The sequence below is a fragment of the Streptomyces sp. NPDC058877 genome, assembly GCF_042742855.1.
In the GTDB taxonomy this organism is placed as follows: Bacteria; Actinomycetota; Actinomycetes; order Streptomycetales; family Streptomycetaceae; genus Streptomyces.
Window position 1 is genome coordinate 1 of the sequence record NZ_JBHYMF010000010.1, and the last position, 23,475, is coordinate 23,475.

At 72.4% G+C, this 23,475-nt stretch carries 26 protein-coding genes and 3 tRNA genes; 10 read left to right on the forward strand and 19 right to left on the reverse strand.

Annotated features, from left to right (window positions below; translation table 11 throughout):
• Positions 1 to 77 precede the first annotated feature (77 nt).
• The 5 genes from ACFW2Y_RS04165 to ACFW2Y_RS04185 all read right to left on the reverse strand — a co-directional run bounded on the left by ACFW2Y_RS04165 (position 78) and on the right by ACFW2Y_RS04185 (position 1,515).
• A complete protein-coding gene (locus tag ACFW2Y_RS04165; protein WP_384873230.1) occupies positions 78 to 506 on the reverse strand; it encodes a MaoC family dehydratase in 429 nt (142 codons plus the stop codon).
• A 2-nt stretch (positions 507 to 508) separates the two neighbouring features.
• Positions 509 to 961, reverse strand: coding sequence for a MaoC family dehydratase N-terminal domain-containing protein (locus ACFW2Y_RS04170; RefSeq protein ID WP_384873233.1), 453 nt, complete (start codon positions 959 to 961; stop codon positions 509 to 511).
• A gap of 111 nt (positions 962 to 1,072) precedes the next feature.
• On the reverse strand, positions 1,073 to 1,237 hold the full coding sequence (gene rpmG, locus ACFW2Y_RS04175) for a 50S ribosomal protein L33 (RefSeq protein ID WP_003956487.1): 165 nt from the start codon (positions 1,235 to 1,237) through the stop codon (positions 1,073 to 1,075).
• A gap of 88 nt (positions 1,238 to 1,325) precedes the next feature.
• Positions 1,326 to 1,398, reverse strand: a tRNA-Met gene (locus ACFW2Y_RS04180).
• A gap of 44 nt (positions 1,399 to 1,442) precedes the next feature.
• Positions 1,443 to 1,515 (reverse strand) — tRNA-Thr (locus ACFW2Y_RS04185).
• A gap of 206 nt (positions 1,516 to 1,721) precedes the next feature.
• Between ACFW2Y_RS04185 and ACFW2Y_RS04190 the strand changes: the two genes are divergently transcribed.
• Together ACFW2Y_RS04190 and ACFW2Y_RS04195 are read left to right on the forward strand one after the other, a co-directional pair.
• A complete protein-coding gene (locus tag ACFW2Y_RS04190; RefSeq protein ID WP_384873236.1) occupies positions 1,722 to 3,002 on the forward strand; it encodes an amidohydrolase family protein in 1,281 nt (426 codons plus the stop codon).
• A 2-nt stretch (positions 3,003 to 3,004) separates the two neighbouring features.
• Positions 3,005 to 3,661 carry an SDR family oxidoreductase gene (locus tag ACFW2Y_RS04195; protein WP_384873238.1) on the forward strand — a complete coding sequence of 219 codons (657 nt, stop codon included), beginning with the start codon at positions 3,005 to 3,007 and terminating at the stop codon, positions 3,659 to 3,661.
• A gap of 160 nt (positions 3,662 to 3,821) precedes the next feature.
• Here ACFW2Y_RS04195 and ACFW2Y_RS04200 read toward each other — a convergent pair.
• Positions 3,822 to 3,903, reverse strand: a tRNA-Tyr gene (locus ACFW2Y_RS04200).
• 173 nt (positions 3,904 to 4,076) lie between these two features.
• Here ACFW2Y_RS04200 and ACFW2Y_RS04205 point away from each other — a divergent pair.
• The 4 genes from ACFW2Y_RS04205 to ACFW2Y_RS04220 all read left to right on the forward strand — a co-directional run bounded on the left by ACFW2Y_RS04205 (position 4,077) and on the right by ACFW2Y_RS04220 (position 7,044).
• Entirely contained in the window at positions 4,077 to 4,565 is a 489-nt protein-coding gene (locus ACFW2Y_RS04205; protein ID WP_384873240.1) for a YajQ family cyclic di-GMP-binding protein, read from the forward strand.
• Between the two features lie 94 nt (positions 4,566 to 4,659).
• Positions 4,660 to 5,157 carry a methylated-DNA--[protein]-cysteine S-methyltransferase gene (locus ACFW2Y_RS04210; RefSeq protein ID WP_384873243.1) on the forward strand — a complete coding sequence of 166 codons (498 nt, stop codon included), beginning with the start codon at positions 4,660 to 4,662 and terminating at the stop codon, positions 5,155 to 5,157.
• Positions 5,154 to 5,795, forward strand: a complete 642-nt coding sequence (locus tag ACFW2Y_RS04215; RefSeq protein ID WP_384873246.1) for an alpha-ketoglutarate-dependent dioxygenase AlkB family protein — start codon at positions 5,154 to 5,156, stop codon at positions 5,793 to 5,795. The genes ACFW2Y_RS04210 and ACFW2Y_RS04215 overlap by 4 nt, the downstream gene beginning before the upstream one ends.
• A 10-nt stretch (positions 5,796 to 5,805) precedes the next feature.
• Positions 5,806 to 7,044, forward strand: a complete 1,239-nt coding sequence (locus ACFW2Y_RS04220; protein WP_384873249.1) for an APC family permease — start codon at positions 5,806 to 5,808, stop codon at positions 7,042 to 7,044.
• 111 nt (positions 7,045 to 7,155) lie between these two features.
• Here the strand turns inward: ACFW2Y_RS04220 and ACFW2Y_RS04225 are convergent, their stop codons facing one another.
• The 13 genes from ACFW2Y_RS04225 to ACFW2Y_RS04285 all read right to left on the reverse strand — a co-directional run bounded on the left by ACFW2Y_RS04225 (position 7,156) and on the right by ACFW2Y_RS04285 (position 18,816).
• Positions 7,156 to 7,557, reverse strand: a complete 402-nt coding sequence (locus ACFW2Y_RS04225) for a YccF domain-containing protein (RefSeq protein ID WP_384873252.1) — start codon at positions 7,555 to 7,557, stop codon at positions 7,156 to 7,158.
• Entirely contained in the window at positions 7,554 to 8,417 is an 864-nt protein-coding gene (gene htpX / locus ACFW2Y_RS04230) for a zinc metalloprotease HtpX (RefSeq protein ID WP_384873255.1), read from the reverse strand. Before htpX ends, ACFW2Y_RS04225 begins: the two co-directional genes overlap by 4 nt.
• 160 nt (positions 8,418 to 8,577) lie before the next feature.
• Positions 8,578 to 9,033, reverse strand: coding sequence for a large conductance mechanosensitive channel protein MscL (gene mscL / locus ACFW2Y_RS04235; RefSeq protein WP_384873258.1), 456 nt, complete (start codon positions 9,031 to 9,033; stop codon positions 8,578 to 8,580).
• Positions 9,034 to 9,074: 41 nt separating this feature from the next.
• On the reverse strand, positions 9,075 to 10,586 hold the full coding sequence (locus tag ACFW2Y_RS04240; protein ID WP_384873260.1) for an NADH-quinone oxidoreductase subunit N: 1,512 nt from the start codon (positions 10,584 to 10,586) through the stop codon (positions 9,075 to 9,077).
• Complete coding sequence (locus tag ACFW2Y_RS04245; protein WP_384873429.1) at positions 10,583 to 12,136, reverse strand: NuoM family protein; 1,554 nt, start codon at positions 12,134 to 12,136, stop codon at positions 10,583 to 10,585. The genes ACFW2Y_RS04240 and ACFW2Y_RS04245 overlap by 4 nt, the downstream gene beginning before the upstream one ends.
• A 27-nt stretch (positions 12,137 to 12,163) precedes the next feature.
• Positions 12,164 to 14,164, reverse strand: a complete 2,001-nt coding sequence (locus ACFW2Y_RS04250) for an NADH-quinone oxidoreductase subunit L (protein ID WP_384873263.1) — start codon at positions 14,162 to 14,164, stop codon at positions 12,164 to 12,166.
• Positions 14,161 to 14,502, reverse strand: coding sequence for an NADH-quinone oxidoreductase subunit NuoK (gene nuoK / locus ACFW2Y_RS04255; protein ID WP_384873266.1), 342 nt, complete (start codon positions 14,500 to 14,502; stop codon positions 14,161 to 14,163). Before nuoK ends, ACFW2Y_RS04250 begins: the two co-directional genes overlap by 4 nt.
• The gene (locus ACFW2Y_RS04260; RefSeq protein ID WP_384873269.1) at positions 14,502 to 15,053 is read right to left on the reverse strand and encodes an NADH-quinone oxidoreductase subunit J; all 552 of its coding nucleotides are present in this window, start codon (positions 15,051 to 15,053) and stop codon (positions 14,502 to 14,504) included. The genes nuoK and ACFW2Y_RS04260 overlap by 1 nt, the downstream gene beginning before the upstream one ends.
• Positions 15,050 to 15,628: a NuoI/complex I 23 kDa subunit family protein gene (locus tag ACFW2Y_RS04265; protein ID WP_384873273.1), complete on the reverse strand. Its 579-nt coding sequence runs from the start codon at positions 15,626 to 15,628 to the stop codon at positions 15,050 to 15,052. The genes ACFW2Y_RS04260 and ACFW2Y_RS04265 overlap by 4 nt, the downstream gene beginning before the upstream one ends.
• A gap of 2 nt (positions 15,629 to 15,630) precedes the next feature.
• A complete protein-coding gene (locus ACFW2Y_RS04270; protein ID WP_384873276.1) occupies positions 15,631 to 16,599 on the reverse strand; it encodes an NADH-quinone oxidoreductase subunit H in 969 nt (322 codons plus the stop codon).
• Entirely contained in the window at positions 16,596 to 17,837 is a 1,242-nt protein-coding gene (locus tag ACFW2Y_RS04275; RefSeq protein ID WP_384873279.1) for an NADH-quinone oxidoreductase subunit C, read from the reverse strand. Before ACFW2Y_RS04275 ends, ACFW2Y_RS04270 begins: the two co-directional genes overlap by 4 nt.
• On the reverse strand, positions 17,834 to 18,397 hold the full coding sequence (locus ACFW2Y_RS04280) for an NADH-quinone oxidoreductase subunit B (RefSeq protein WP_384873282.1): 564 nt from the start codon (positions 18,395 to 18,397) through the stop codon (positions 17,834 to 17,836). Before ACFW2Y_RS04280 ends, ACFW2Y_RS04275 begins: the two co-directional genes overlap by 4 nt.
• Positions 18,388 to 18,816, reverse strand: coding sequence for an NADH-quinone oxidoreductase subunit A (locus tag ACFW2Y_RS04285; RefSeq protein WP_384873285.1), 429 nt, complete (start codon positions 18,814 to 18,816; stop codon positions 18,388 to 18,390). The genes ACFW2Y_RS04280 and ACFW2Y_RS04285 overlap by 10 nt, the downstream gene beginning before the upstream one ends.
• A gap of 158 nt (positions 18,817 to 18,974) precedes the next feature.
• Between ACFW2Y_RS04285 and ACFW2Y_RS04290 the strand changes: the two genes are divergently transcribed.
• The 4 genes from ACFW2Y_RS04290 (at position 18,975) to ACFW2Y_RS04305 (ending at position 23,299) form a co-directional block, all read left to right on the forward strand.
• Positions 18,975 to 20,174, forward strand: coding sequence for a sensor histidine kinase (locus ACFW2Y_RS04290; protein ID WP_384873288.1), 1,200 nt, complete (start codon positions 18,975 to 18,977; stop codon positions 20,172 to 20,174).
• 229 nt (positions 20,175 to 20,403) lie between these two features.
• The gene (locus tag ACFW2Y_RS04295; protein WP_384873291.1) at positions 20,404 to 20,943 is read left to right on the forward strand and encodes a hypothetical protein; all 540 of its coding nucleotides are present in this window, start codon (positions 20,404 to 20,406) and stop codon (positions 20,941 to 20,943) included.
• A 227-nt stretch (positions 20,944 to 21,170) separates the two neighbouring features.
• Positions 21,171 to 22,463 (forward strand): sensor histidine kinase, encoded by a 1,293-nt coding sequence (locus ACFW2Y_RS04300; RefSeq protein WP_384873294.1) that lies wholly within the window; start codon positions 21,171 to 21,173, stop codon positions 22,461 to 22,463.
• A 152-nt stretch (positions 22,464 to 22,615) separates the two neighbouring features.
• Positions 22,616 to 23,299 (forward strand): LuxR C-terminal-related transcriptional regulator, encoded by a 684-nt coding sequence (locus ACFW2Y_RS04305; protein ID WP_384873432.1) that lies wholly within the window; start codon positions 22,616 to 22,618, stop codon positions 23,297 to 23,299.
• Positions 23,300 to 23,475 lie beyond the last annotated feature (176 nt).

Sequence of the window (23,475 nt, forward strand, 5' to 3'; positions counted from 1 at the left end):
AGTCAAGGGTGGGTCGAACGCCGGAAAAAAAGGGGGGCGCCCCCTCCAAGGAGGCGCCCCTCACACGCGGTCGTGCGTCACGCCAGCCGCACGACCGCCCGCGACATGCCGAGCACCTTCAGCCCGGCGCTGGTCACGGTCAGGTCCACACGCACTGTGCTGTCGTCGAGCTTGGCGGCGACCTTGGCGCTGACCTCGATCTCGGCGCCCTCGTCGTCGTTGGGCACCACGACGGGCTTGGTGAAGCGGACGCCGTACTCGACGACGGCGGCGGGGTCGCCGGTCCAGTCGGTGACGACCCGGATCGCCTCGGCCATGGTGAACATGCCGTGGGCGATGACGTCCGGGAGGCCGACCTCGACCGCGAACTTCTCGTTCCAGTGGATGGGGTTGAAGTCCCCGGAGGCGCCGGCGTACTGGACGAGCGTGGCGCGGGTCACGGGGAAGGTCTGCGCGGGCAGCTCGGTGCCGACCTCGACCTCGTCGTAAGCGATCTTGGCGGTCATGGTCAGGCCCCCTCGGGTGCACGGGAGACGAGCTTGGTCCAGGCGGTGACGACGTGCTCGCCGGAGGCGTCGTGGACCTCGCCGCGGATGTCGAGGATGTCGTTGCCGGCGAGGGACTTGATCGCCTCGATGGTGGAGGTGACCGCGAGCCGGTCCCCGGCGCGCACGGGCCGGGTGTAGGCGAACTTCTGGTCCCCGTGGACGACGCGGCTGTAGTCGAGGCCGAGCTGCGGGTCCTCGATGACGGCGCCAGCGGCCTTGAAGGTGATGGCGAACACGAAAGTCGGCGGGGCGATCACATCGGAGTGTCCGAGCGCCTTGGCGGTTTCGGTGTCGGTGTACGCGGGATTGGCGTCACCGATCGCCTCGGCGAATTCGCGGATCTTCTCGCGGCCGACTTCGTAGGGCGCGGTGGGCGGATAGGTCCGGCCCACGAAGGACTGGTCGAGCGCCATGGACTCGATACCTCCTGCTGGATTTGTTGCCGATGTCGTCGGTGTTGCCGATAGTGGCGACAAACGACACGAGGCCGCCCCCAGTGGGGACGGCCTCGTGTACGAGCCTGGTTAGCGCGTCTCGCGGTGCGCCGTGTGCGAGTTGCAGCGAGGGCAGTGCTTCTTCATCTCAAGACGGTCCGGGTTGTTGCGCCGGTTCTTCTTGGTGATGTAGTTCCGCTCCTTGCACTCCACGCAGGCCAGCGTGATCTTCGGGCGGACGTCGGTGGCAGCCACGTGAGTGCTCCTTGACGGACGGATGGACGGATGAACGCATAGAAGAGTAGCCGATCGCAGGACCGACCCCACAATCGGCTACTGTCTGTAGCGGTGACCGGACTTGAACCGGTGACACAGCGATTATGAGCCGCTTGCTCTACCGACTGAGCTACACCGCTTTGATGATCCGGACCCCGCCCGAAGACGGGATCCCTCTCACCAGAGCCCCAATACGGAATCGAACCGTAGACCTTCTCCTTACCATGGAGACGCTCTACCGACTGAGCTATTGGGGCGAGCGAGGAAGACATTACACGGTCTGCGCCCCATCACCCAAATCCGTTTCCGCCCGACCGAGCGACGGCCCTCACCAGGCGTCCCGTACGCCACTCGTGGCCTCATCGGTACGACTATTGCGCTCCTCCTCGAAGGTCGCTCCGGGCGCCCCTAGGCTCGGCCCCACGCTTCGCGATCTTGATCTTGAGGAGCCTTGAGGAGCCCGATGTCAGCCGACAGCAAGCAGCCCCAGCCGCCCGAGGACGGGGCCGCCACCACCGCCGACTCGACCTCGCTCCTGCTCTCCCGCGCACGGCTCGCCGACGGTCGGACCGTGGACGTCCGACTGGTCGGCGGGCGGATCGAGGCCGTCGGCACCGCGGGCAGCCTCGCCGCCACCGGCGCACGGATCGACCTCTCCGGCCACCTCCTGCTGCCCGCCGCGGCCGAGCCCCACGCCCACGCCGACACCGCGCTCTCCGCCGACGCCCCCGGCCCCGTCCCGTACTCCACCGAGGAAGTACAGCGGCGCGCCACCGAGGCCGCGCTGCTCCAGCTGGGCCACGGTGCGACGGCGATCCGCGCGCACGTGCGGATCGGTGACGTCCAGGGACTCGGCCCGCTCGAAGCCGTGCTCCAGGCCCGGCGCTCGCTGCGCGGCCTCGCCGATCTGACGGCCGTCGCCATGCCCCGCCTGCTCACCGGCGTCGCGGGCGCGGACGGGCTCGCGATGCTGCGGGACGCGGTGAAGATGGGGGCCGCCGTGGTCGGCGGCTGCCCGGACCTCGACCCGGACCCGGCCGGTTACGTGGAGGCGGTGCTCGACGTGGCGGCCGAGCACGGCGTTCCGGTCGACCTGCACACCACGGGTGACGACCCGGCCCGGCTCGCCCGGCTGGCCGCGATGGTCGGCGGACTGCGGCCCGGGGTGGCGATCGGGCCCTGCACCGGGCTCGACCGGCTCCCCGCCGACGTGGCGCACCGGACGGCGGACCGACTGGCGGCTGCCGGGGTGACGGTGGTGTGCCTGCCGCAGGGCGGGTGCGGGGCGACGGAGCGGCGCGGGGCGGCGCCGGTGGGACTGCTGCGCGCGGCCGGGGTGCGGGTCGCGGCGGGCAGCGGGGCGCTGCGGGACGCGTCCAACCCGGTGGGGCGCGGCGACCCGCTGGAAGCGGCCTATCTGCTCGCTTCGCTCGGCGGACTGCGGCCCCCGGAGGCGTACGGGGCGGTGAGCGCGGAGGCGCGGGCGGTGATGGGACTCCCCGAGGTGCGGGTGGAAGCGGGCTTCCCCGCGGAGCTCCTCGCGGTGCGCGGCGAGCGACTGCCCGGCGTGCTGTCGCTCGCGTACAGCCGGATCGTGGTGCACCGGGGGCGGGTGGTGGCGCGGACCAGCGCGGTGCGGGAGTACTGCGACTCGGCAGCGGCCCTGGACCTGCCGCGACAGGTGCGCCCGGCACGGCCGCCCGGGCCGGGGAGCCCCCCGGCCGGTCCCGACGTACGGTCGTGAGTATGCGCATCGTCATCGCTGGAGGACACGGACAGATCGCCCTGCGCCTGGAGCGTCTACTCTCGGCGGCCGGGCACGAGGTCGCGGGGATCATCCGCAGACCGGAACAGGGAGCCGACCTGCGGGAGGCGGGCGCCGAGCCCGTCGTCCTGGACCTGGAGTCGGCGTCGGTGGAGATGGTCGCCGCCGTGCTGCAGGGCGCCGACGCGGTCGTCTTCGCGGCGGGTGCCGGCCCCGGTAGCGGCACGGCCCGCAAGGACACGGTGGACCGGGCCGCCGCGGTGCTCCTCGCGGACGCGGCGGAGCGCGCGGGCGTGCGGCGGTACGTCATGGTCTCGTCGATGGGGGCGGACGCCTCGCACCCGGGCGACGAGGTCTTCGACGCCTATCTGCGCGCGAAGGGCGCGGCCGACGATGCGGTCCGCTCCCGCACGCGACTGGACTGGACGATCCTGCGCCCGGGCGGGCTGACCAACGACGCGGGCACGGGGACGGTCCGGCTGGAGGCCCGCACGGGGCGCGGCCCGGTGCCCCGGGACGACGTGGCCGCGGTTCTCGCGGAGCTCCTCGACACCCCCGGCACCGCCGGGCTCACCCTGGAGCTGATCGCCGGATCGGTTCCGCTGTCGGTCGCGGTGAAGGACGTCGCGGGGAACTGACCCACTGCCCCCGGGACCACGCACGGGCCTTCCCGTCCGCGCCCCGTCCACGCCCGGCCGGCGGGGCGCACGGTGGAACGGGACCGACCGCCCGGCGACACTTGCACACGCAGACGGCCCCTGATCGCGTTTCCGCAGATCAGGGGCCGTTCTTCAAGCGTGGCGACGCCAGGATTCGAACCTGGGTAGGCTAAGCCGACGGATTTACAGTCCGCTCCCATTGGCCACTCGGGCACATCGCCATGGGTTCGCTGCCTTGGTTTCCCGCTGTTCTGCGGTGTTCCCCGGCAACGACGTAAACAATACCTGATCCTCCGGGGTGCTTCGCCACCGGATTGATCAGCGGTTCGACGGGTGGCTCACCCCCTAGGCTTTGGGGCGTACCCCACAGCATCCGAGCAAGGAGCCACGAGTCATGGCCGACTCCAGTTTCGACATCGTCTCCAAGGTCGAGCGGCAGGAGGTCGACAACGCCCTCAACCAGGCGGCGAAGGAGATCTCGCAGCGCTACGACTTCAAGGGGACCGACGCCTCGATCTCCTGGTCCGGCGAGAAGATCCTGATGCAGGCGAACGGCGAGGAGCGCGTGAAGGCGATCCTCGACATCTTCGAGACCAAGCTGATCAAGCGCGGCATCTCCCTCAAGTCGCTGGACGCGGGCGAGCCGCAGCTGTCCGGCAAGGAGTACAAGATCTTCGCCACCATCCAGGAGGGCATCTCCCAGGAGAACGCCAAGAAGGTCGCGAAGGCCATCCGGGACGAGGGCCCCAAGGGCGTCAAGGCGCAGGTCCAGGGCGACGAGCTGCGGGTCAGCTCGAAGAGCCGGGACGACCTGCAGGCCGTGCAGGCGCTGCTCAAGGGCAAGGACTTCGACTTCGCGATCCAGTTCGTGAACTACCGCTGACCCCGGAAGGTCATGTCCGAATACCGCCGGCCCGGGGCTCGGCGGGCCCCGCACACTGGGTCGTGGAAGACCCGTGCGGGGAGAGGAACCAGCCATGACCGTGTACGCGTACCTCGACGGCCCCCTGGGCGAGATGCTGCTGGTCGGACAGCTCGCCGAAGGGGGCCGGACCGTGTTGCGCTCGCTGTCCCTGCCGGGGCAGAAGGGCGCCGTCGAGCCGGCGGAGGGGTGGACGCGCGCCCCGGAGGCCTTCGTCGAGGCGGCAGGGCAGCTGGACGAGTACTTCGCCGGGCGTCGGGACCGGTTCGACCTGCCGGTCGCCGCGGACACCGGCACCGCGTTCCAGCGGCGCGTCTGGCGGGCCCTGGAGGAGATCCCCTACGGGACGACCGTCTCCTACGGCGAGATCGCCCGGCGGGTCGGGTCGGAGGGGGCCGGAGTGCGGGCCGTGGGCACCGCGATCGGGCGCAATCCGCTGCTGGTGGTGCGGCCCTGCCACCGGGTGATCGGGGCCGACGGCAGCCTGCGCGGCTATGCCGCCGGACTGGAGCGGAAGGAACGGCTCCTGGGGCTCGAAGGGGTCCTCGTGTGACCGAGGGGCTGTTTCCCCGCGAGCGGGCCACGGTGGCCCCGGGGGCGGTGCACGTGCCCGCGTGGCTGTCGTTCGCACGCCAGCGGGAGTTGCTGGAGGCCTGTCGGGAATGGGGGCGCGGGCCGGTGCCGTACCGGCAGACCGTGCTCCCGGGCGGCGGTGTGATGTCGGTGCGCTCGCTGTGCCTGGGGCGGCGGTGGGTGCCGTACCGCTACCTCGACGCGGCCGGGGTCGAACTGCCGGACTGGCTGGTCGCCCTGGGACGGGAGGCGCTCGTCGAGGCGTACGGGGAGCACGGCGGCTTCACCCCTGACACCGCGCTGGTGAACTTCTACGCGCCGGGCGCACGGATGGGCATGCACCAGGACCGGGAGGAACGGTCCCCGGCCCCGGTGGTCTCGCTGAGCCTCGGGGACCGGTGCACCTTCCGCTTCGGGAACGGGGAGAACCGCGGTCGGCCGTACCGGGACGTCGATCTCGCCTCCGGCGACCTCTTCGTGTTCGGCGGTGCTTCGCGGTGGGTCCACCACGGGGTTCCCCAGGTTTTCCCGGGGACCGCCGAGCCGGCGCTCGGCCTGGTGGGGCGCTTGAACATCACGCTCAGGGAGACGGGTCTGGGTCCCCTGCGCGCGGGCTAATGTGCGGAGCATGACATCGGAACTGCGCCGCACCCTCGGCGTCTTCGACGCGGTCGTGATCGGGCTCGGTTCGATGATCGGGGCGGGAATCTTCGTCGCGCTCGGCCCCGCCGCGGGCGCGGCCGGCTCCGGGGCGGGGCTGCTCTGGGCCCTCGGACTGGCCGCCGTCGTCGCGTACTGCAATGCCATGGCCTCGGCCCGGCTCGCCGCCCGCTACCCCGCTTCGGGCGGCACCTATGTGTACGGTCGCGAACGCCTCGGTTCGTTCTGGGGATACCTGGCGGGATGGGCGTTCGTGGTCGGCAAGACCGCCTCGTGCGCGGCGATGGCCCTGACGGTCGGCGCCTATCTGTGGCCGGGCCGGGAGCAGCTGGTGGCGGTCGCCGCCGTGGTGGCCCTCACGGCCGTCAACTACGTGGGGGTCCAGAAGTCCGTGCTCCTCACCCGCATCCTCGTGGCGCTGGTCCTCGCAGTGCTCGCCGGTGTCGTCGCGGTCTCCTTCAAAGCCGGCGGAACCGGGCTCCCGGTCTTCGGCGGAGAGGTCGCTGCGGGCGGGGTGCTCCAGGCCGCAGGTTTGCTCTTCTTCGCTTTCGCAGGGTATGCGCGGATCGCCACGCTCGGCGAGGAGGTCCGCGATCCGGCCCGGACCATCCCCCGGGCGGTGCCGCTGGCGCTCGGCATCGCCCTTGCCGTCTACGGGCTCGTCGCGGTCGGCACCCTGGTCTCCCTCGGCCCCGCTGCCCTGGCCCACTCCCCCGCGCCGCTCACCGACACGGCCCGGGCGTCGGGCGCCGACTGGTTGGTGCCCTTGGTGACCGTGGGCGCGGCGGTCGCCGCACTCGGCTCGCTGCTCTCGCTGGTCCTCGGCGTGTCCCGCACGACGCTGGCGATGGCCCGTGACGGATACCTGCCGGCCGGGCTCACTCCGGTGCACCCCCGCTTCCAGGTGCCGCACCGGGCAGAGCTCGCGGTGGGCGCGGTGGTGGCCGTGGTGGCGGCGACGGTGGACGTGCGCGGCGCCATCGGCTTCTCGTCGTTCGGGGTGCTGGTCTACTACGGGATCGCGAACGCCTCCGCCTGGACCCTGGGGGGCCGAAACCGCCTCCTGGCCGCGCTCGGGCTCGCCGGGTGCGGCAGCCTGGCCTTCGCCCTGCCCCCCGGCGCGGTGCTGGCGGGCTCGGGCGTCCTGGCGGCCGGGGTGGTGGCCTGGGCGGTCACTCGGGACCGAGCCGCGCCCCCGACTCCATGACCGCGCCCCGGGCCCGGCGGGGAGGCCTCGGGTGCGGCACGGAGACCCGGGGCCGGGTACGGAGGCCTGGGGCCCGGCGTCCGGGCCCGTACGGGGACATCGGATCCCGGCCTAGTAACGGGGCGCGTAGCCGTAGGCCTGGTCCGTGGGGACGATCTCCTTGCCCAGGGGCAGCAGTGACACCGGGATCATCTTGAAGTTGGCGATGCCGAGCGGGATGCCGATGATCGTGAGACAGAGGGCGATGCCGGTGGTGATGTGGCCGAGCGCGAGCCACCAGCCGGCGAGGATCAGCCACAGCACGTTGCCCACGCAGGAGGGTGCGCCCGCATCGTGGCGGTCCACGACCGTGTGGCCGAAGGGCCAGAGGGCGTAGACGCCGATGCGGAAGGCCGCGAGTCCGAAGGGGATGCCGATGATCGTGATGCAGAGCAGGATGCCGGCGAGCATGTAGCCGAGGAACATCCAGAAGCCGCACAGGATCAGCCATATGACGTTCAGGATTGTCTTCACGGGCGACGACCTGCCATCTGTTCGAGCCGGGCGATCCGCTCGGCCATCGGCGGGTGGGTGGAGAACATCTTGGAGAGGCCCTGCCCCGGCCGGAAGGGGTTCGCGATCATCATGTGGCTCGCGGTCTCGATCTTGGGCTCGGGGGGCAGCGGCAACTGCTTGGTGCCGGCCTCCAGCTTCCGCAGGGCGCCGGCCAGGGCGAGCGGGTCTCCGGTGAGTTGAGCGCCGGAGGCATCGGCCTCGTACTCGCGGGACCGGGAGATGGCGAGCTGGATGATCGAGGCGGCGATCGGGCCCAGGATCAGGATCAGCAGATAGCCGAGGAGGCCCGGGCCGTCGTCGTCGCTGGAACGTCCGATCGGGATCAGCCAGGCGAAGTTGACCAGGAACATGATCACGGAAGCCAGCGCTCCGGCGACCGAGGAGATCAGGATGTCCCGGTTGTAGACGTGGCTGAGCTCGTGCCCGATGACCCCGCGCAGCTCGCGCTCGTCGAGGATGGCGAGGATGCCCTCGGTGCAGCAGACGGCGGCGTTGCGCGGGTTGCGGCCGGTCGCGAAGGCGTTCGGCGCCTGGGTCGGCGAGATGTAGAGCCGGGGCATGGGTTGGCGCGCCTGCGTGGAGAGCTCGCGCACCATCCGGTAGAGCGTGGGGGCCTCGAACTCGCTGACCGGGCGGGCCCGCATGGCCCTCAACGCCAGCTTGTCGCTGTTCCAGTAGGCGTACGCATTGGTGCCGAGTGCCACGACGAGCGCGACGATCAGGCCGGTGCGCCCGAAGAAGCTGCCGATGACGATGATGAGGGCCGAGAGCCCTCCGAGGAGTACGGCGGTCCTCAGCCCGTTGTGCCGGCGGTGCACGGTACGCCCTCCAAGTGGTGCGGCAGGGGAACCCTTTTCTTCGCGGTGGTCCACTCGTCCAGTGGACCCTCCCGTACAGGTCAACGCCAGGCGGGAGGCTCGGGTTCCCCGGCTCGCGGGGGTGCCGTGTGGGCCGTACGGGTGAGGGGCGGGCGGCCGGTCAGCGGGCGGCCGGGACCTTGTCCAGGTCCAGGTGGCGGGAGGTGGGCTCGACCTCGCTGGTGCAGTGGGCGCAGCGGGAGGCCATGGCCGGGATGGCGGTGAAGCAGCGGGGACAGTCGCGCTTCTCGGCCTTGGGGTCGGCGGCCTCCTCCTTGGCGAACTTCTTCTGGATCTTGGCCATGGGCACCACGAAGAGGAAGTACAGGACGGCGGCCGTGATGACGAACGCTATGACGGCGGAGATGGCCAGGCCGTAGGGGAACTTCGTGCCGCGGACCGTGAAGCTGGCTTGGCTGAAGTCACCGACGGAGCCGGTGGCGAGACCGATGAGCGGCATGATGAAGGCCTTGCTGAAGCCGGTGACGACGGCGGTGAAGGCGGAGCCGACCGCCAGACCGATGGCCATCGAGATGACGTTCCCGCGAAGGATGAAGTCCTTGAATCCGTTCAGCACGGGGTGTTGCTCCTCGGTTCTCTCAGTGGGGGTGCCCGGGGTCAGAACAGCGCGGTCGCCGCGAAGCCCAGGACGAACTGCGGGTAGCCCGACAGCACGACTCCGGCGGCGGCGGTCAGCGCGATCGCCAGGGTGACCGGTGCGGGGGCCCGCCGGGAGGTCTTCTCCGTTGCGCCCTCCGGCGTGCGGAAGAGCAGCGCCGTCCAGCGCAGGTAGTAGGAGAGCGCGATCACGACGTTGATGCCCATGACCACGGCCAGCCACCCGAGGCCCGCGTCGACGGCCGTCGAGAAGACGGTCACCTTGGCGAAGAGGCCGATGATACCCGGGGGCAAACCGGCCAGATTCAGGAGGAAGAAGGCGAGCGCGAGGGCCGCCGCGGGGCTCGCCGCGTACAGGCCCCGGTAGTCCGCGATCCGGTTCTCCGGGTGGGCCCGGGCGACGAGCGCGACGACCGCGAAGGCGCCGAGGTTCACGGCGGCGTACATCAGGGCGTACGCGACGGTGGCACCGATCTGGTCGCCGTCGGAGTACGCGGCTGCCGCGATCGGCACCAGGAGGTAGCCGGCCTGCGCCACGGAGGACCAGGCGAGCAGCCGCACCGCGCTCCGGGCGCGGGTCGGCGACTGGCGGAGCGCGGCGACGTTGCCGGCGGTCATGGTGAGCGCGGCGAGCACGGCGAGCACCGGGCCCCACACCTCCGCGTACGAGGGGAAGGCGACGACCGTCACCAGGATCAGACCGGTGAAGCCGACGGCCTTGCCGACCACCGAGAGGTAGGCGGCGACGGGCAGCGGGGCGCCGACGTAGGTGTCGGGCACCCAGAAGTGGAAGGGGACCGCCGCCGTCTTGAAGGCGAAGCCGACGAGGGTCAGGGCGACACCGGCCTGGGCGAGGGTCTGGAGCTGTCCGGGGACCCCGTCGAGGCGCTGGGCGATCTCCGTGAGGTGCAGGGTGCCGGTGGCCGCGTACACGAAGCTGACGCCGAGCAGGGTGACGGCGGTCGCGGTGACGGAGGACAGGAAGAACTTGAGCGCGGCCTCGCCGGACATGCGGTCGCCGCGCTTGAGGCCGACCAGCGCGAACGCGGGCAGCGAGGCCACTTCGAGGGCGACGACGAGGGTGGCGAGGTCCCGGGCGGCGGGCAGGAGGGCGGCGCCGGCGGCCGAGGAGAGCAACAGGAACCAGAACTCGCCGGCCGGCAGCCGCTCGCGGGTCGCGTCCAGGGAGAGCAGCGCGGTGAGCAGCGCGCCGGCGAGGACGAGCAACTGGATGGTGAGGGTGAAGCGGTCGGCGGTGTAGCTGCACGCGTCGATGTGGCCCGCGGCCCGGGCCCGGGCGGTCAGGCAGAAGGTGGAGCGGTCGCCGGCCCGCAGGGGCAGGAGGAGCAGGAGGGCGGCGGCGAGGCCGCCGATCGCGGTCCAGCCGAGGAGTTGCTTGCGCTCCGGCGGCAGGAAGAGGTCGGCGACGAGGACGACGAGGGCGACCACCGCGGTGAGGGCGGGGGGCGCGATGGTGAGCCAGTCGACGGACTGGACGAGGGACGACGTCATCGGGGGCCTCCCGCGAGGAGCTGCTGGACGGCCGGGTCGGTGAGGCCGAGGAGGACGGCGGGCCAGAGTCCGGCGAGGACGGTGAGGGCGACGAGGGGGGTCCAGGCGGCGAACTCGTAGGCCTGGACGTCGGGGACCGCCGCCTCCCCCGCGGGCCGCGGGCCGCCCATGCAGACGCGGCGGACGACGAGGAGGAGGTAGGCGGCGGTGAGGAGGGTGCCGAAGGCGCCGATCGCCGTGAAGGTGAGGAAGGCGGGACGGCTGAGGCCCTCGGCGGGGTCGAAGGCGCCGAAGAGGGCGAGCATCTCGCCCCAGAAACCGGCGAGGCCGGGGAGCCCGAGGGAGGCGACGGCGGCGAAGGCGAGCAGGGCGCCGAGGCGGGGGGCGCGGCCGTAGAGGGCGGCTCCGGTGGCCCCGGCGAGGGTGTCGAGGTCGGCGGTGCCGTAACGGTCCTTGACTGCCCCGACCAGGAAGAACAGCAGGCCGGTGATGAGGCCGTGGGCGATGTTGGCGAAGAGCGCCCCGTTGACGCCGGTCGGGGTCATCGTGGCGATGCCGAGGAGCACGAAGCCCATGTGGCCGACGGAGGAGTAGGCGATGAGGCGCTTGAGGTCGCCCTTGTTGCCGGGGCGGGCGAGGGCGAGGCAGGCGAGCGATCCGTAGATGATCCCGGCGACGGCGAAGGCCGCCAGGTACGGAGCGAAGGTCCGCATGCCGTCGGGGGTGATCGGGAGGACGATCCGGACGAATCCGTACGTGCCCATCTTGAGCAGGACGCCGGCGAGGAGGACGGAACCGACGGTCGGGGCGGCGGTGTGGGCGTCCGGGAGCCAACTGTGCAGCGGCCACATCGGGGTCTTCACGGCGAGCCCGAGGCCGATCGCCAGAACGGCGACGAGCTGCACCGATGTGGTCAGCCCGCGGCCGTTGTCGGTGGCGAGTGCCACCATGTCGAAGGTGCCCGCCTCGATGCCGATGAGGAGGAGGCCGAGCAGCATGACGACGGAGCCGAGCAGCGTGTAGAGGATGAACTTCCCGGCGGCGGGCCCCCTGCCCGCGCCGCCCCAGCGGGCGATGAGGAAGTACATGGGGATGAGGACCGTCTCGAAGGCCAGGAAGAACAGGACGAGGTCGAGGACGGCGAAGGTGGCGAGGGTGCCGGACTCCAGGACGAGGAGCAGGGCGACGAACGCCTTCGGGGACGGCCCCGTCGGCATCTTGAAGTAGCTGTACAGCGCGCAGAGGAAGGTCAGCAGCGCGGTCAGGACCAGGAGGGGGAGGGAAATGCCGTCGACGCCGAGGTGGATGCGCACGTCGAGCGCCCTGATCCAACTGATGTCCGTGGTGGCCTGCATCGTCGACGGGTGGTCGTGGTCGAAGCCGAGCGCGAGGACGATCACGGCGAGGAGGATCACACCGGTGACGGTGACGCCGTGCCGGAGCACGGCCTGGTCGGGTGACTTCCCCTTCAGCCCGGGCGGGGCCGGGAGGAGGGCGGCGGCGGCGCCGGCCAGCGGGCCGACGACGATCAACGCCAGGAGGAACTGCATCACGGATTCGCTGATATCGATCACGGCTCACGCTCCGGCGACGGCGTTGGCGAGGGCGACGGCGACGATCGCCAGGACGACGGAGCCGGCGAGCAGGGCGCCCAGATAGGTCTGCACGTTGCCGGTCTGGGCACGGCGGACGAGCCAGCCGAGTCCCTTGGCGGACCCGCCCGCGGCACGCACATAGGTGTCGACGACCTCGCGGTCCAGGAAGCGGACCAGGGAGGCCGCGGCGAGTACGGGGCGGACGAAGGCGGTCTGGTAGACCGCGTCCAGGTGGAAGCCGTCGGAGGCCGGGCCGTACAGCGGTCCGAGGAGCGCCCGCCCGGGGTCGGCCGGGTCCTCGGCGGGGTGCGGCAGGTGGAGGGCCTCCGCCTCGACCCGGCCCGCGTCGGCCTCCGGGTGGGCGACGTGGGGGGCGGGGACCGTGACGGGGGTGCGAGCGGCGAGGGTGCGCCAGACGGCGTAGGTGATCGCTGCTCCGGCGGCGGCGAGCCCCGTGCCGAGGACGGCCGTGGTGAGCGTCGGGGTGAGGGGGTTCCCGTCGAACCAGTCGTCGAGGTAGGCGGCGGTCAGGCCGAAGCCCAGGGAGGGGATCGCGAGGACCCACAGGACGCTGGTCATGGCGATCGGCTGGCGGCTCGGGGCCTCCCCCGCCCGGGAAGGACCGGGTGCCTCGGCGCCCCGGCCGCGGAAGGTCCGCAGCCAGAGGCGCAGCGCGTACGCCGCGGTGAGCAGGGCGGTCAGCAGTCCGGCGACGAGGACGGTCCAGCCGGCCCCGGCGGGAGCGACGGTCCGCTCGCCGAGGGCGGTGTGCTCGGCGGCCACGAGGACGGCTTCCTTGGAGAAGAAGCCGGCGAACGGCGGAATGGCGGCGAGCGCGAGCAGGGCGACGGTCATCGTCCAGTACGCGTCGGGGATGCGCTTCGCGAGGCCGCTCATCCGGGACATCGCGGTGAGCGAGTTGGTGCCGGCGGCATGGATGACCACGCCCGCGGCGAGGAACAGGAGCGCCTTGAAGGCGGCGTGCGAGAGGAGGTGGAAGACGGCGGCCCCGCGGTCGCCGACGGCGAGCGCCCCGGCCATGTAGCCGAGCTGGCCGATCGTCGAGTAGGCGAGGACCCGTTTGATGTCGTCCTGGGCGAGGGCGGCGAGCGCCGATCCGACCATGGTGATCGCGGCCATCACGGCGAGCACGGTCATCGCTGCGGCGGACGCGGCGAAGACGGGCAGCAGCCGGGCGGTGAAGTAGATGCCGGCGGCGACCATCGTCGCCGCGTGGATGAGCGCGGAGACGGGGGTGGGGCCGGCCATCGCGTCCGGGAGCCAGGTGTGCAGCGGGAACTGGGCGGACTTGCCCGCGACGCCGGCGAGCAGCAGCAGGGCGACCACGGTGGGGTGGTCGAGGCCGCCGTTCGCCACGGCACCGAGGACGCCCGTGATCTGGAAGGTTCCGGCGTCGACGGCGAGCGCGAAGAGACCGATGAGGAAGGGGACGTCGCCGAGCTTGGTGACGAGGAAGGCCTTGAGGGAGGCGGCCCTGGCCTCGGGGGTCTCCCAGTAGTGGCCGACGAGGAAGTACGAGCAGATGCCCATGACCTCCCAGCCGACCAGGAGCACCATCAGGTCCCCGGAGTAGACGACGAGCAGCATCGCCGAGGTGAAGAGGGAGACGAGCGCGGCGTACGAGGGGTAGCGCGGGTCCTCGCGGAGGTAGCCGGTCGAGTAGATCTGCACACAGGTCGCGACGACGCCGACCAGGACGGCGACGAGGGCGGCGAAGCCGTCGACGTGCAGGCTCAGGTCGACGGGGACGGAACCGGTCGGTGTGAGCCGGGTCGCCGCGTCGATCGCCTGGCCCCCGCCCTGCCGGGCGGCGACCAGGGCGGCGAGGACCGCCGAGGCGAACGTCGGGAGCACGGCGAGGGGGCGGACGAAGCCGGGCGCGGTGCGGCCGAGCAGGAGTCCGACGACGGAGCCGAGGAAGGGCAGGAGGGGGACGAGGACGGCGAGGGTGGTCGTGGTCACGCGGCGGCCTCGGTCTTCTCGTCGGCGGACGGTTGTTCTCTGGTGTCGCGCAGGCGGTCGACGTCCGAGGTGCCGCGGGCCCGGTGGACCATCAGGACGATGGCGAGGCCGATGCCGATCTCGGCGGCGGCCACGGCGATGGTGAAGAGGGTGAGGGCCTGGCCCGCGTGGAGGACGTCCCGGAGCCAGACGTCGAAGGCGACCAGGTTGAGGTTGACGGCGTTGAGCATCAGCTCGACGGACATCAGGACCAGGATCGCGTTGCGGCGGGCGAGGACGCCGTACAGGCCGGTGGCGAAGAGGAGGGCGGCGAGGACGGCCGGATAGGCGAGGTGCATCAGCGCTCGTCCTCCTTCTTCTTCCGGGAGAGGACGATCGCGCCGACCAGGGCGGCCAGCAGCAGCACCGACAGGGCCTCGAAGGGCAGCACCCAGTGCTGGAAGAGCATCTCGCCGGTCACCCCGGTGGAGCCCTGGGCGGGGCCGTCCAGGTCGATCCAGGTCGTGCGGAACGCGTCGACCACGACCCAGACGAGCGCTGCCGCGGCGGCCAGGGCGACGGCGAGGGCGACCGGCCGGTTGCCGGAGTCGGCGTCCGGTGAGCGGCCGATGGGCGCCTTGGTGAGCATGAGGCCGAAGAGGAGGAGCACGACGACGGAGCCGACGTAGATCAGGACCTGGACCCAGGCGATGAACTCGGCGGTCAGCAGGAGGTACTCGACGGCAAGCCCGCCGAGCGCCACGACCAGCCAGAGGGCGGCGTGCACCAGTTGGCGGGTGGTGACGGTGACGAGGGCCGCGCCGAGGGTGACGAGGCCGACGAGGAGGAAGGCGACCTCGACGCCGGTGGGCGAGAGGAAACCGGGGGCTTGGGCTGCTGCGAGGGTCACTGCTGGTCCTCCTGTGCCGAGCCCCGGGCAGCCGTCTCGGCCTCCGCGGCGGCCTGGGCGGCGGCCTTCTCCGCGGCCTTGCGGGCGGCGGCGATCTCCTTCGGCTCCTCCGCACGCGGGTCGAGCGCGGGCGGTTCGGGGACCGTCCACATCCACTCGCGGAGCTTGTCGCGCTCGTGGGTGAGCTCGTGGATGTCGGTCTCCGCGTACTCGAACTCGGGCGACCAGAACAGCGCGTCGAAGGGGCAGACCTCGATGCAGATCCCGCAGTACATGCAGAGCGAGAAGTCGATGGCGAAGCGGTCGAGGACGTTCCGACTGCGCTCGCGCCCGCCGGGGGCGGCCGGCGGCACCGTCTCCTTGTGGGAGTCGATGTAGATGCACCAGTCGGGGCACTCACGGGCGCAGAGCATGCAGACCGTGCAGTTCTCCTCGAACAGTCCGATCACCCCGCGGGTGCGGGGCGGCAGCTCGGGCTGGACCTCCGGGTACTGCGCGGTGACGGTCTTCCGCGTCATCGTGCGGAGGGTGACGGCGAGGCCCTTGGCGAGGCCGGAACCGGGGATGGGGGGCATGGTTACTGGATCGCCACCTTCACGATGCCGGTGAGCGCGATCTGCGCCAGGGCGAGCGGAACGAGGGTCGTCCAGGCGAGCTTCTGCAGCTGGTCCTCGCGCAGTCGCGGGTAGCTCACCCGCAGCCAGATGACGACGAAGGCCAGGACGGCCGTCTTGAGGAGGGTCCAGACCCAGCCCAGGCCGTCGGCGCCCAGCGGTCCGTGCCAGCCGCCGAGGAAGAGGACGGTGGTGAGGCCGCAGAGGACGACGATGCCCGCGTACTCGGCGAGCAGGAACAGGGCGAACCTGAGACCCGTGTACTCGGTGTACGCCCCGAAGATGATCTCCGAATCGGCGACCGGCATGTCGAACGGGGGCCGCTGGAGCTCGGCGAGGCCGGCGGTGAAGAACACCAGCGCGCCGACGATCTGCCAGGGCAGCCACCACCACTCGAAGGCGTCCAGGATGCCGGGGAGGGAGACGGTGCCGGCCGCCATCGCGACGGACGCGGCGGCGAGGAGCATCGGGAGCTCGTACGCGAGGAGCTGGGCGGCGGTACGGAGGCCGCCGAGCAGCGAGAACTTGTTCGCGGACGCCCAGCCGGCCATCAGGCTGCCCAGGACGCCGACGCCCATGACGGCCAGCACGAAGAAGACGCCCGCGTCGACGACCCGTCCGACGGCGCCCTCACCGGGGCCGATCGGGATCGCGACGAGCACGAGCAGGTACGGGAGCAGGGCGACGGCCGGCGCGAGCTGGAAGACGCGCCGGTCCGCGTCCTTGGGGACGACGTCCTCCTTCTGCGCGAACTTCACGCCGTCCGCGACGAGCTGCGCCCAGCCGTGGAAGCCGCCCGCGTACATGGGACCGAGCCGCCCCTGCATGTGGGCCATGACCTTGTGCTCGGTCTGCCCGATGACGAGCGGCAGGACGAGGAAGACGCCGAAGACGATGAGCAGCCGGACGGCGACGTCGAGTGCGTCGTTCACGCGGGATCGCCTCCGGCGGGGTGGGTGGGGTGGTCGTTCCGGCCGTCGTCCGCAGCGGGGGGCTCGCGGTCGGTGGTGCTGCTCGGCGGGGCGGACGGCCCGTCCTCGGCCGGGTCCTTCGGTTCGGCGGGGTCGGCCCCGCCGGTGGGGTCGGCCCCGCCGGTGGGGTCGGCGGTACCGGGCGTCGGGGCTTCCGGCCCGGGGGCCGGGGAGTCCGTCGGGGCGGTTCCTTCCGCCGGCGCCTCCGGTCCGGTCCGGGGTCCGGTCCCGGGTCCGGTCGCCGGACCGGGGGCCTCCGCCGGAGCGCCCGCTCCCGCCGGGGAGGTGGGCCCGGCCGGGGCGGATGCGCCCTCCCGGGCCGGTGCCCCCTCGTCGAAGGCCGGACGGGCGTGGTGCCAGGGGGCATCAGAGCTGCGGGGGCGTGCGGCAGCGGGACCCGTGCGGGGCGCGGGACGGTCCGCGGCCGGGGCCGCCTGGCTCGCCGAACCCTCCGAAGCCGAACGGGAACGCCGCGGCGGACGCGCCGCCGAAGCCTCCGCCCCGCCGGACGCACCGCCGGCCCCCGGGGCCGCCTGGCTCGCCGAACCCTCCGTGGCCGTGCGCGTGCGGCGCGCCGGGCGGTCGCCCGCTGCCGCACGGGCGGGACGGGCGGGGGCCGGTGGGAGCTGTCCCTTGAGCGGGCCCCATTCATTGGGGTCCGGGACGCCGGGGGGAAGCATCTGGCGACGCTTCGGGCCGCCGTCGTGGGACTCGCCCGGCTCCTTCGCGCCCGGCCAGGCCTTGGCGACGCGGGCCGCCAGGACGAAGTCCTTGCGCAGGGGGTGGCCCTCGAAGTTCTCGGGGAGCAGCAGCGGCACCAGGTGCGGGTGGCCCTCGAAGGCCACGCCGAACATCTCGTGGGTCTCGCGCTCGTGCCAGGCCGCGCCGGCGTACACCCCGATCGCCGTGGGGAGGGCGGGGGCGTCGTGCGGAACCGTGGTGCGGACCAGGAGGCGGCGCGGCCGGCCGGCGTCGAGCGCCACCACGTGTGCGCAGACCCGGAAGCCCGTGCCCGGTTCGTCCACCGCGCTGAGCCAGTCGAAGAAGGTGCAGCCCAGGCCGTCGCGGGCGGTGGTCAACGCCGCGAGCCAGGACGTCGGCGGGACGTCCACGGTCAGCAGGTCGTACGCCTGCTCCGCCGTCGCCTCCTCGCCGAAGAGCTCCGTCACGGAACCGGGGAGGGAGTCGTACGCGCTCACGCCTCGCCTCCCGGCCGCTCGACCAGGGGGCTCGTCAGCTGGGCCACGGACGGCGTCGTCGCGTACCGCTCGGCCAGGCTCTCCCTGGCGATCTTCTCCTGGAGCTTGAGGATGCCCTGGAGGAGGGCCTCGGGACGGGGCGGGCAGCCGGGGACGTACACGTCGACCGGGATGATCTGGTCGACGCCCTTGGTGACCGAGTACGAGTCCCAGTAGGGGCCGCCGCAGTTGGAGCAGGCGCCGAAGGAGATGACGTACTTGGGCTCCGGCATCTGCTCGTAGAGCCGCTTCACGGCCGGCGCCATCTTGTCCGTCACCGTGCCGGAGACGATCATCAGGTCGGCCTGGCGCGGGCCGGGCGCGAAGGGGATCACGCCGAGCCGGATGAAGTCGTGCCGGGCCATCGAGGCGGCGATGAACTCGATCGCGCAGCAGGCGAGGCCGAAGTTGAAGACCCACAGGCTGTAGCGACGGCCCCAGTTCAGGACCACCTTCATCGGCTCGGGCGCCAGACGGGCGAGCGGCCCCAGCTTGGGTGCGGGCAGGGGTGTTACGTCCATGCCAGGACGCCCTTCTTGTACGCGTAGAGCAGCCCCACGGCCAGGAAGCCGAGGAAGACGAACATCTCGACCAGGGTCGTGGCGCCGTAACCGGGTGCGGCGAAGATCGTCGCCCAGGGGAAGAGGAAGATCGAGTCGACGGCGAAGATGACGTAGAGGAAGGCGTACACGTAGTAGCGGACCTGGGTGTGGGCCCAGCCCTCCCCCACGGGGTCGACGCCGCACTCGTAGGTGAGGAGCTTCTCGGGCGTCGGCACGACGGGCCGCAGCAGTCGGCCCGCGCCGAACGCCACGGCGACGAAGAGCACGCCGACGACGGCGAGCAAGCCGACGACGGAGTACGTCTGGAAGTAGTCCGCCGCGTCGGCCGCGACAACGGTCGGTTCCCGCACGTCCGCCCCTCGGTCTCGGTGTCTCATGGGTCACTTCTGTACGGACGCGAGTCTAGGCCCTGCTAAAGGGACCGTAAGCAGTCGCGGGTGCCTTGACGGACGCCGGGGCGGGTGGGGATATCCCCACCCGCACTGACCCACCCACCCCATGGCGTGGCGCCGCCCGCGACCGGCAGGCTGGGGGCATGAGTGCCGATCTTGATCCCGTCGGGTCCCCCGACGTCGCCGACGCCCCGCGTCCACCGCTGCGGCCCGCCTACGGAAAGGAGACCTGGAAGGAAATCACCTTCCTCCTCTCCAACCTCCTCACCTCGGTGGTCGGCTTCGTCTACGCGGTCGTCAGCGTCGCACTCGGCGTGGGGCTCTCCGTCACCGTGGTCGGGCTGCCGCTGCTGGCCCTCGGGCTCGGCGGTGCCCGGCTGCTGGGCCGGGCCGAGCGGGCCCGCGCCCGCGCACTGCTCGGCACGGTGGTCGCGGAACCGTCTCCGCTGCCGCCGGCACGCGGCTTCTTCGGCTGGCTGTGGTCCAGGCTGAAGGACCCGGTGGCCTGGCGGACACAGCTGTACGGGCTGGTCCGGCTGCCCTGGGGGATCGTGACGTTCACCGTCGCGCTGGTCTCGCTCCTCGTCCTCTGGCCCGTCCTGCCGTTCCTGGCCCGCGGCCTGACCAACGGCGACCGGGGCATGGTCAGGGGCCTGCTCTCGCCCTCCGACGAGTTGGAGCGGCGGGTCGCCGAACTGGAATCCGACCGGGGCGTGGTGGTCGACACCGCCGCGGCCGACCTGCGGCGCATCGAGCGGGACCTGCACGACGGGGCCCAGGCCCGGCTCGTCGCCCTCGCCATGGGGCTCGGGCTGGCGAAGGAGAAGCTCCTGGAGGACCCGGAGGCGGCTGCCGCGATGGTCGACGAGGCGCACGGCGAGGTGAAGCTCGCCCTCCAGGAGCTGCGGGACCTGGCCCGGGGCATCCACCCGGCGGTCCTCACCGACCGGGGCCTGGACGCCGCGCTCTCCGCGGTCGCCTCGCGCTGCACGGTGCCGGTGAAGGTGACCGTGGACCTCTCGGAGCGACCGGCTGAGGCGATCGAGGGCATCGCGTACTTCACCGTGTCGGAGCTGCTCCAGAACGTGTCCAAGCACGCGCGCGCCCGGTCCGCATCGGTGGAGGCGTGGCGGTCGAAGGACCGGCTGCTGCTCCAGGTGCGGGACGACGGGGCCGGCGGGGCGCGCTTCGACGGCGGGACGGGGCTGGCGGGGCTCGCGGAGCGGCTCGGTGCCGTCGACGGGCTGCTCGTCCTGGACTCCCCCGCGGGGGGACCGACGACGGTCACCGCGGAGCTGCCGTGGCGTTCCCGACCGGGTCGACGGGCCGTTCCGTCCGTCTGACCCGCCCCCTGGGGTGGGGAAGGCCCGTGCAGCCGCCCGGGACACCACTCCGCCCGGCGGGCCGGTTCCCTCGTGATGCCGCCCCTCGTGATGCCGTCCGCGCCCGCCCGTCCACAGGGCTCCCCGACGCTTCGGCGCCACCACGGCAGGCGGTCGCCGACTTCACCCGCAGCTGCCGGACGGCCCCGGGACAGACTGCGCCGCCCCCGTCGGACCGGAGGTCGTCCCGGTGTTTCCCCCACGGTTGCGTGCCGGTGCCCTGTCGGCCCTGGGGGTCCTCGCCCTGTCCGGCTGCTCTTCCCACTCTTCCCACTGGGGCCGCACCGACACCCGTGCGGAACGCGGTGAGGCCGCTGTCAGGGTGCAGGTCGAAGACACGTCCGGGCAGCCCCTCGGCGTCACCGCCGAGGTCGTCGACTGGCGCCTCGAGCCCCACCCGCAGGTGCCCTCCGAAGGCGACCGGGTCCACTTCCGCTACCGCTTCGACGGCGCCGACGAGATGCACGGTCCCGCAGTGGATGCCTGCGCCGTCGACGAGCAGCGCGTGGCACTGGCGTGCCGGACGCTTCATTCGTCCGGGGCCTGGCCCGAGCGCGACGGTGTCCTCACGGGCGACGGCTGGCTCGCCGTCGAGCACCCCAAGCGGGTCGTCGACGTGCTCCTGATCCCCGATGACCGGTCCTACGATCGACGGACCTGCGAGCAGGACGTCAAGGACTGCGGCGGGACGCATCCTCCGAAACCGGCCGACAGGGGGGACCGGCTGTAGCGAGATCGAGGTGGCCGAGCCCGCGGCACGGGTCCGCCGGCGCCCCGTCCCCTCCCCGAGCGGGTCGACGGACCGGCCGAATCGAGAACGACGGCGCGGGGGAAGGCCCCGGTGGGGAAAACCCCCGCCCCGAGACGCCCACCCGCCTCATGGTCCGGCGAGCGGCGAAACGGAAGCCTGGAGGGCGTACCGATCACCCCTCCCCCGACGAGACAGGGACCTCCGCGATGGACGCCTCCCACCGACTCCCCGCCGCGATCCGCGCACCGTTCGAGGGCCGCACCTGGCGCGCCGTCGGATACGTGCTGATCGGGCTGCCGCTGAGCATCTGCTGGTTCGCGCTCTCGGTCGCCCTCGTGTCCGCGGGCACCGGCCTGCTCATCACCTTCCTCGGCGTGCCGATCCTGGCCGGGGCGCTCGCGATGTGCCGTGGCTTCGGCGTGGTGGAGCGGGCGCGGGCGCGGGCCCTGCTCGACCACGACGTGCCCGCGCCGGAACCGGTGCACGGGCGGACCGGTGGGGCGCTGTCCTGGATGGGGGCCGTGCTGAAGAGCGGGGCGTCCTGGCGGCACGTGCTGTACGCGTTCCTGCACATGCCGTGGGCCGTCTTCTCCTTCTCGGTCACGGTGGCCCTGTGGGTCTGGGGCTGGTCCCTCTTCACGTACCCGCTGTGGCAGTGGGTCTTCCCCCTGTGGGTGGGGCAGGACGGGATCCAGCTGTACGGCGACGCGAACCGTTCCCTGTACCTCGACACGCCCTTCGAGATCGCCGTGACCAGCGCGGTCGGGCTCCTGATCGTGCTGGCGGGACCGTGGGTGCTCCGGGGCCTGGTCGCCGTCGACCGGGTCCTCGTCTCCGGACTGCTCGGCCCGTCCCGGCTGGCCTCCCGCGTCACCGAGCTGGAGTCGGACCGGGGCGTGGTGGTCGACACGGCCGCGGCCGACCTGCGGCGCATCGAGCGCGAGCTGCACGACGGGGCCCAGGCCCGACTCGCCGCGCTCGCGATGGACCTCGGGCTGGCGAAGGAGAAGCTGGCGCGGGACCCGGAGGCGGCGGCGGTCCTCGTCGACGAGGCGCACGGCGAGGTGAAGCTCGCCCTCCAGGAGCTGCGGGACCTGGCCCGGGGCATCCACCCGGCGGTCCTCACCGACCGGGGCCTGGACGCCGCGCTCTCCGCGGTCGCCTCGCGCTGTGCGGTGCCGGTGTCGGTGGACGTGGACCTGCCGTCCCGGCCGGCGCCGGCGATCGAGGGCATCGCGTACTTCGTGGTCTCGGAGCTGCTCCGGAACGTCTCCCGCCATTCCGGTGCGCGGCGCGCGTGGGTGGAGGCGTGGCGGACGGGGGACCGGCTCATGCTCCAGGTGCGGGACGACGGAGCGGGGGGCACGGACCCGGAGGACGGTGCGTCCGGTGTGGCCGGGCTCTCCGGGCGGGTGGGGGCGGTGGACGGGGTCCTCGCGGTGGATTCTCCGTCCGGCGGCCCCACGACGGTGACCGTGGAGCTTCCCTGGCGCGCGTAGGCGTCACGGCCCGTTCGTCCGGCCCGTTCGTCCGCTCCGGCGGTCCGGCCCGGACGGACGGGCCGAGCGGGGCTTCGTGGTGGCCGGTTCGCTGGAGGGGCGCGTGGCGGGGTGCCATGCTGAAGGTCTCAGTGGAGACCGACGTGGGGGGCATGGGCGTGACGGGGCAAGGAGCGGTACGGGTGGTCATCGCCGAGGATTCCGTACTGCTGCGGGAGGGGTTGACCCGGCTGCTGACGGACCGGGGGCACGAGGTCGTCGCCGGTGTCGGGGACGGCGAGGCGCTGGTGGAGACGGTGGCGGGGCTCGCGGCCGAGGACGCCCTGCCGGACGTGGTGGTGGCGGACGTGCGGATGCCGCCGACGCACACCGACGAGGGCGTGCGGGCCGCCGTACGGCTGCGCAAGGAGCACCCGGGACTCGGGGTGCTGGTGCTGTCGCAGTACGTGGAGGAGCAGTACGCCACCGAACTCCTGGCCGGTTCCAGCCGGGGCGTGGGGTACCTCCTGAAGGACCGGGTCGCGGAGGTGCGCGAGTTCGTGGACGCGGTCATCCGGGTGGCCGGGGGCGGCACGGCGCTGGATCCGGAGGTCGTACAGCAGTTGCTCGGCCGCAGCCGTCAGCAGGACGTGCTGGCGAACCTGACCCCGCGGGAGCGCGAGGTCCTCGGGCTGATGGCGGAGGGTCGGACGAACTCGGCGATCGCGAAGGCGCTGGTCGTGAGTGCCGGCGCGGTGGAGAAGCACATCAGCAACATCTTCCTGAAGCTGGGGCTCTCCCCGAGCGACGGCGATCACCGCCGGGTGCTCGCGGTGCTGACGTATCTGAAGTCCTAGCCATCTGACACGCTGTCAGACAATCTGCCCCGTGCTCCGGGGGTGGGTCCGGGACCGACCCTCCGGAGCGCTCGGGGTGAGGACCGAACGCAGTGATTCAGGACAAAGGGGCGTACCAAAACGAGGTCCAGGATGCGAGAAGTCCCGGGAGGGTCCGCCCCGCCGTCGTAGGGTGG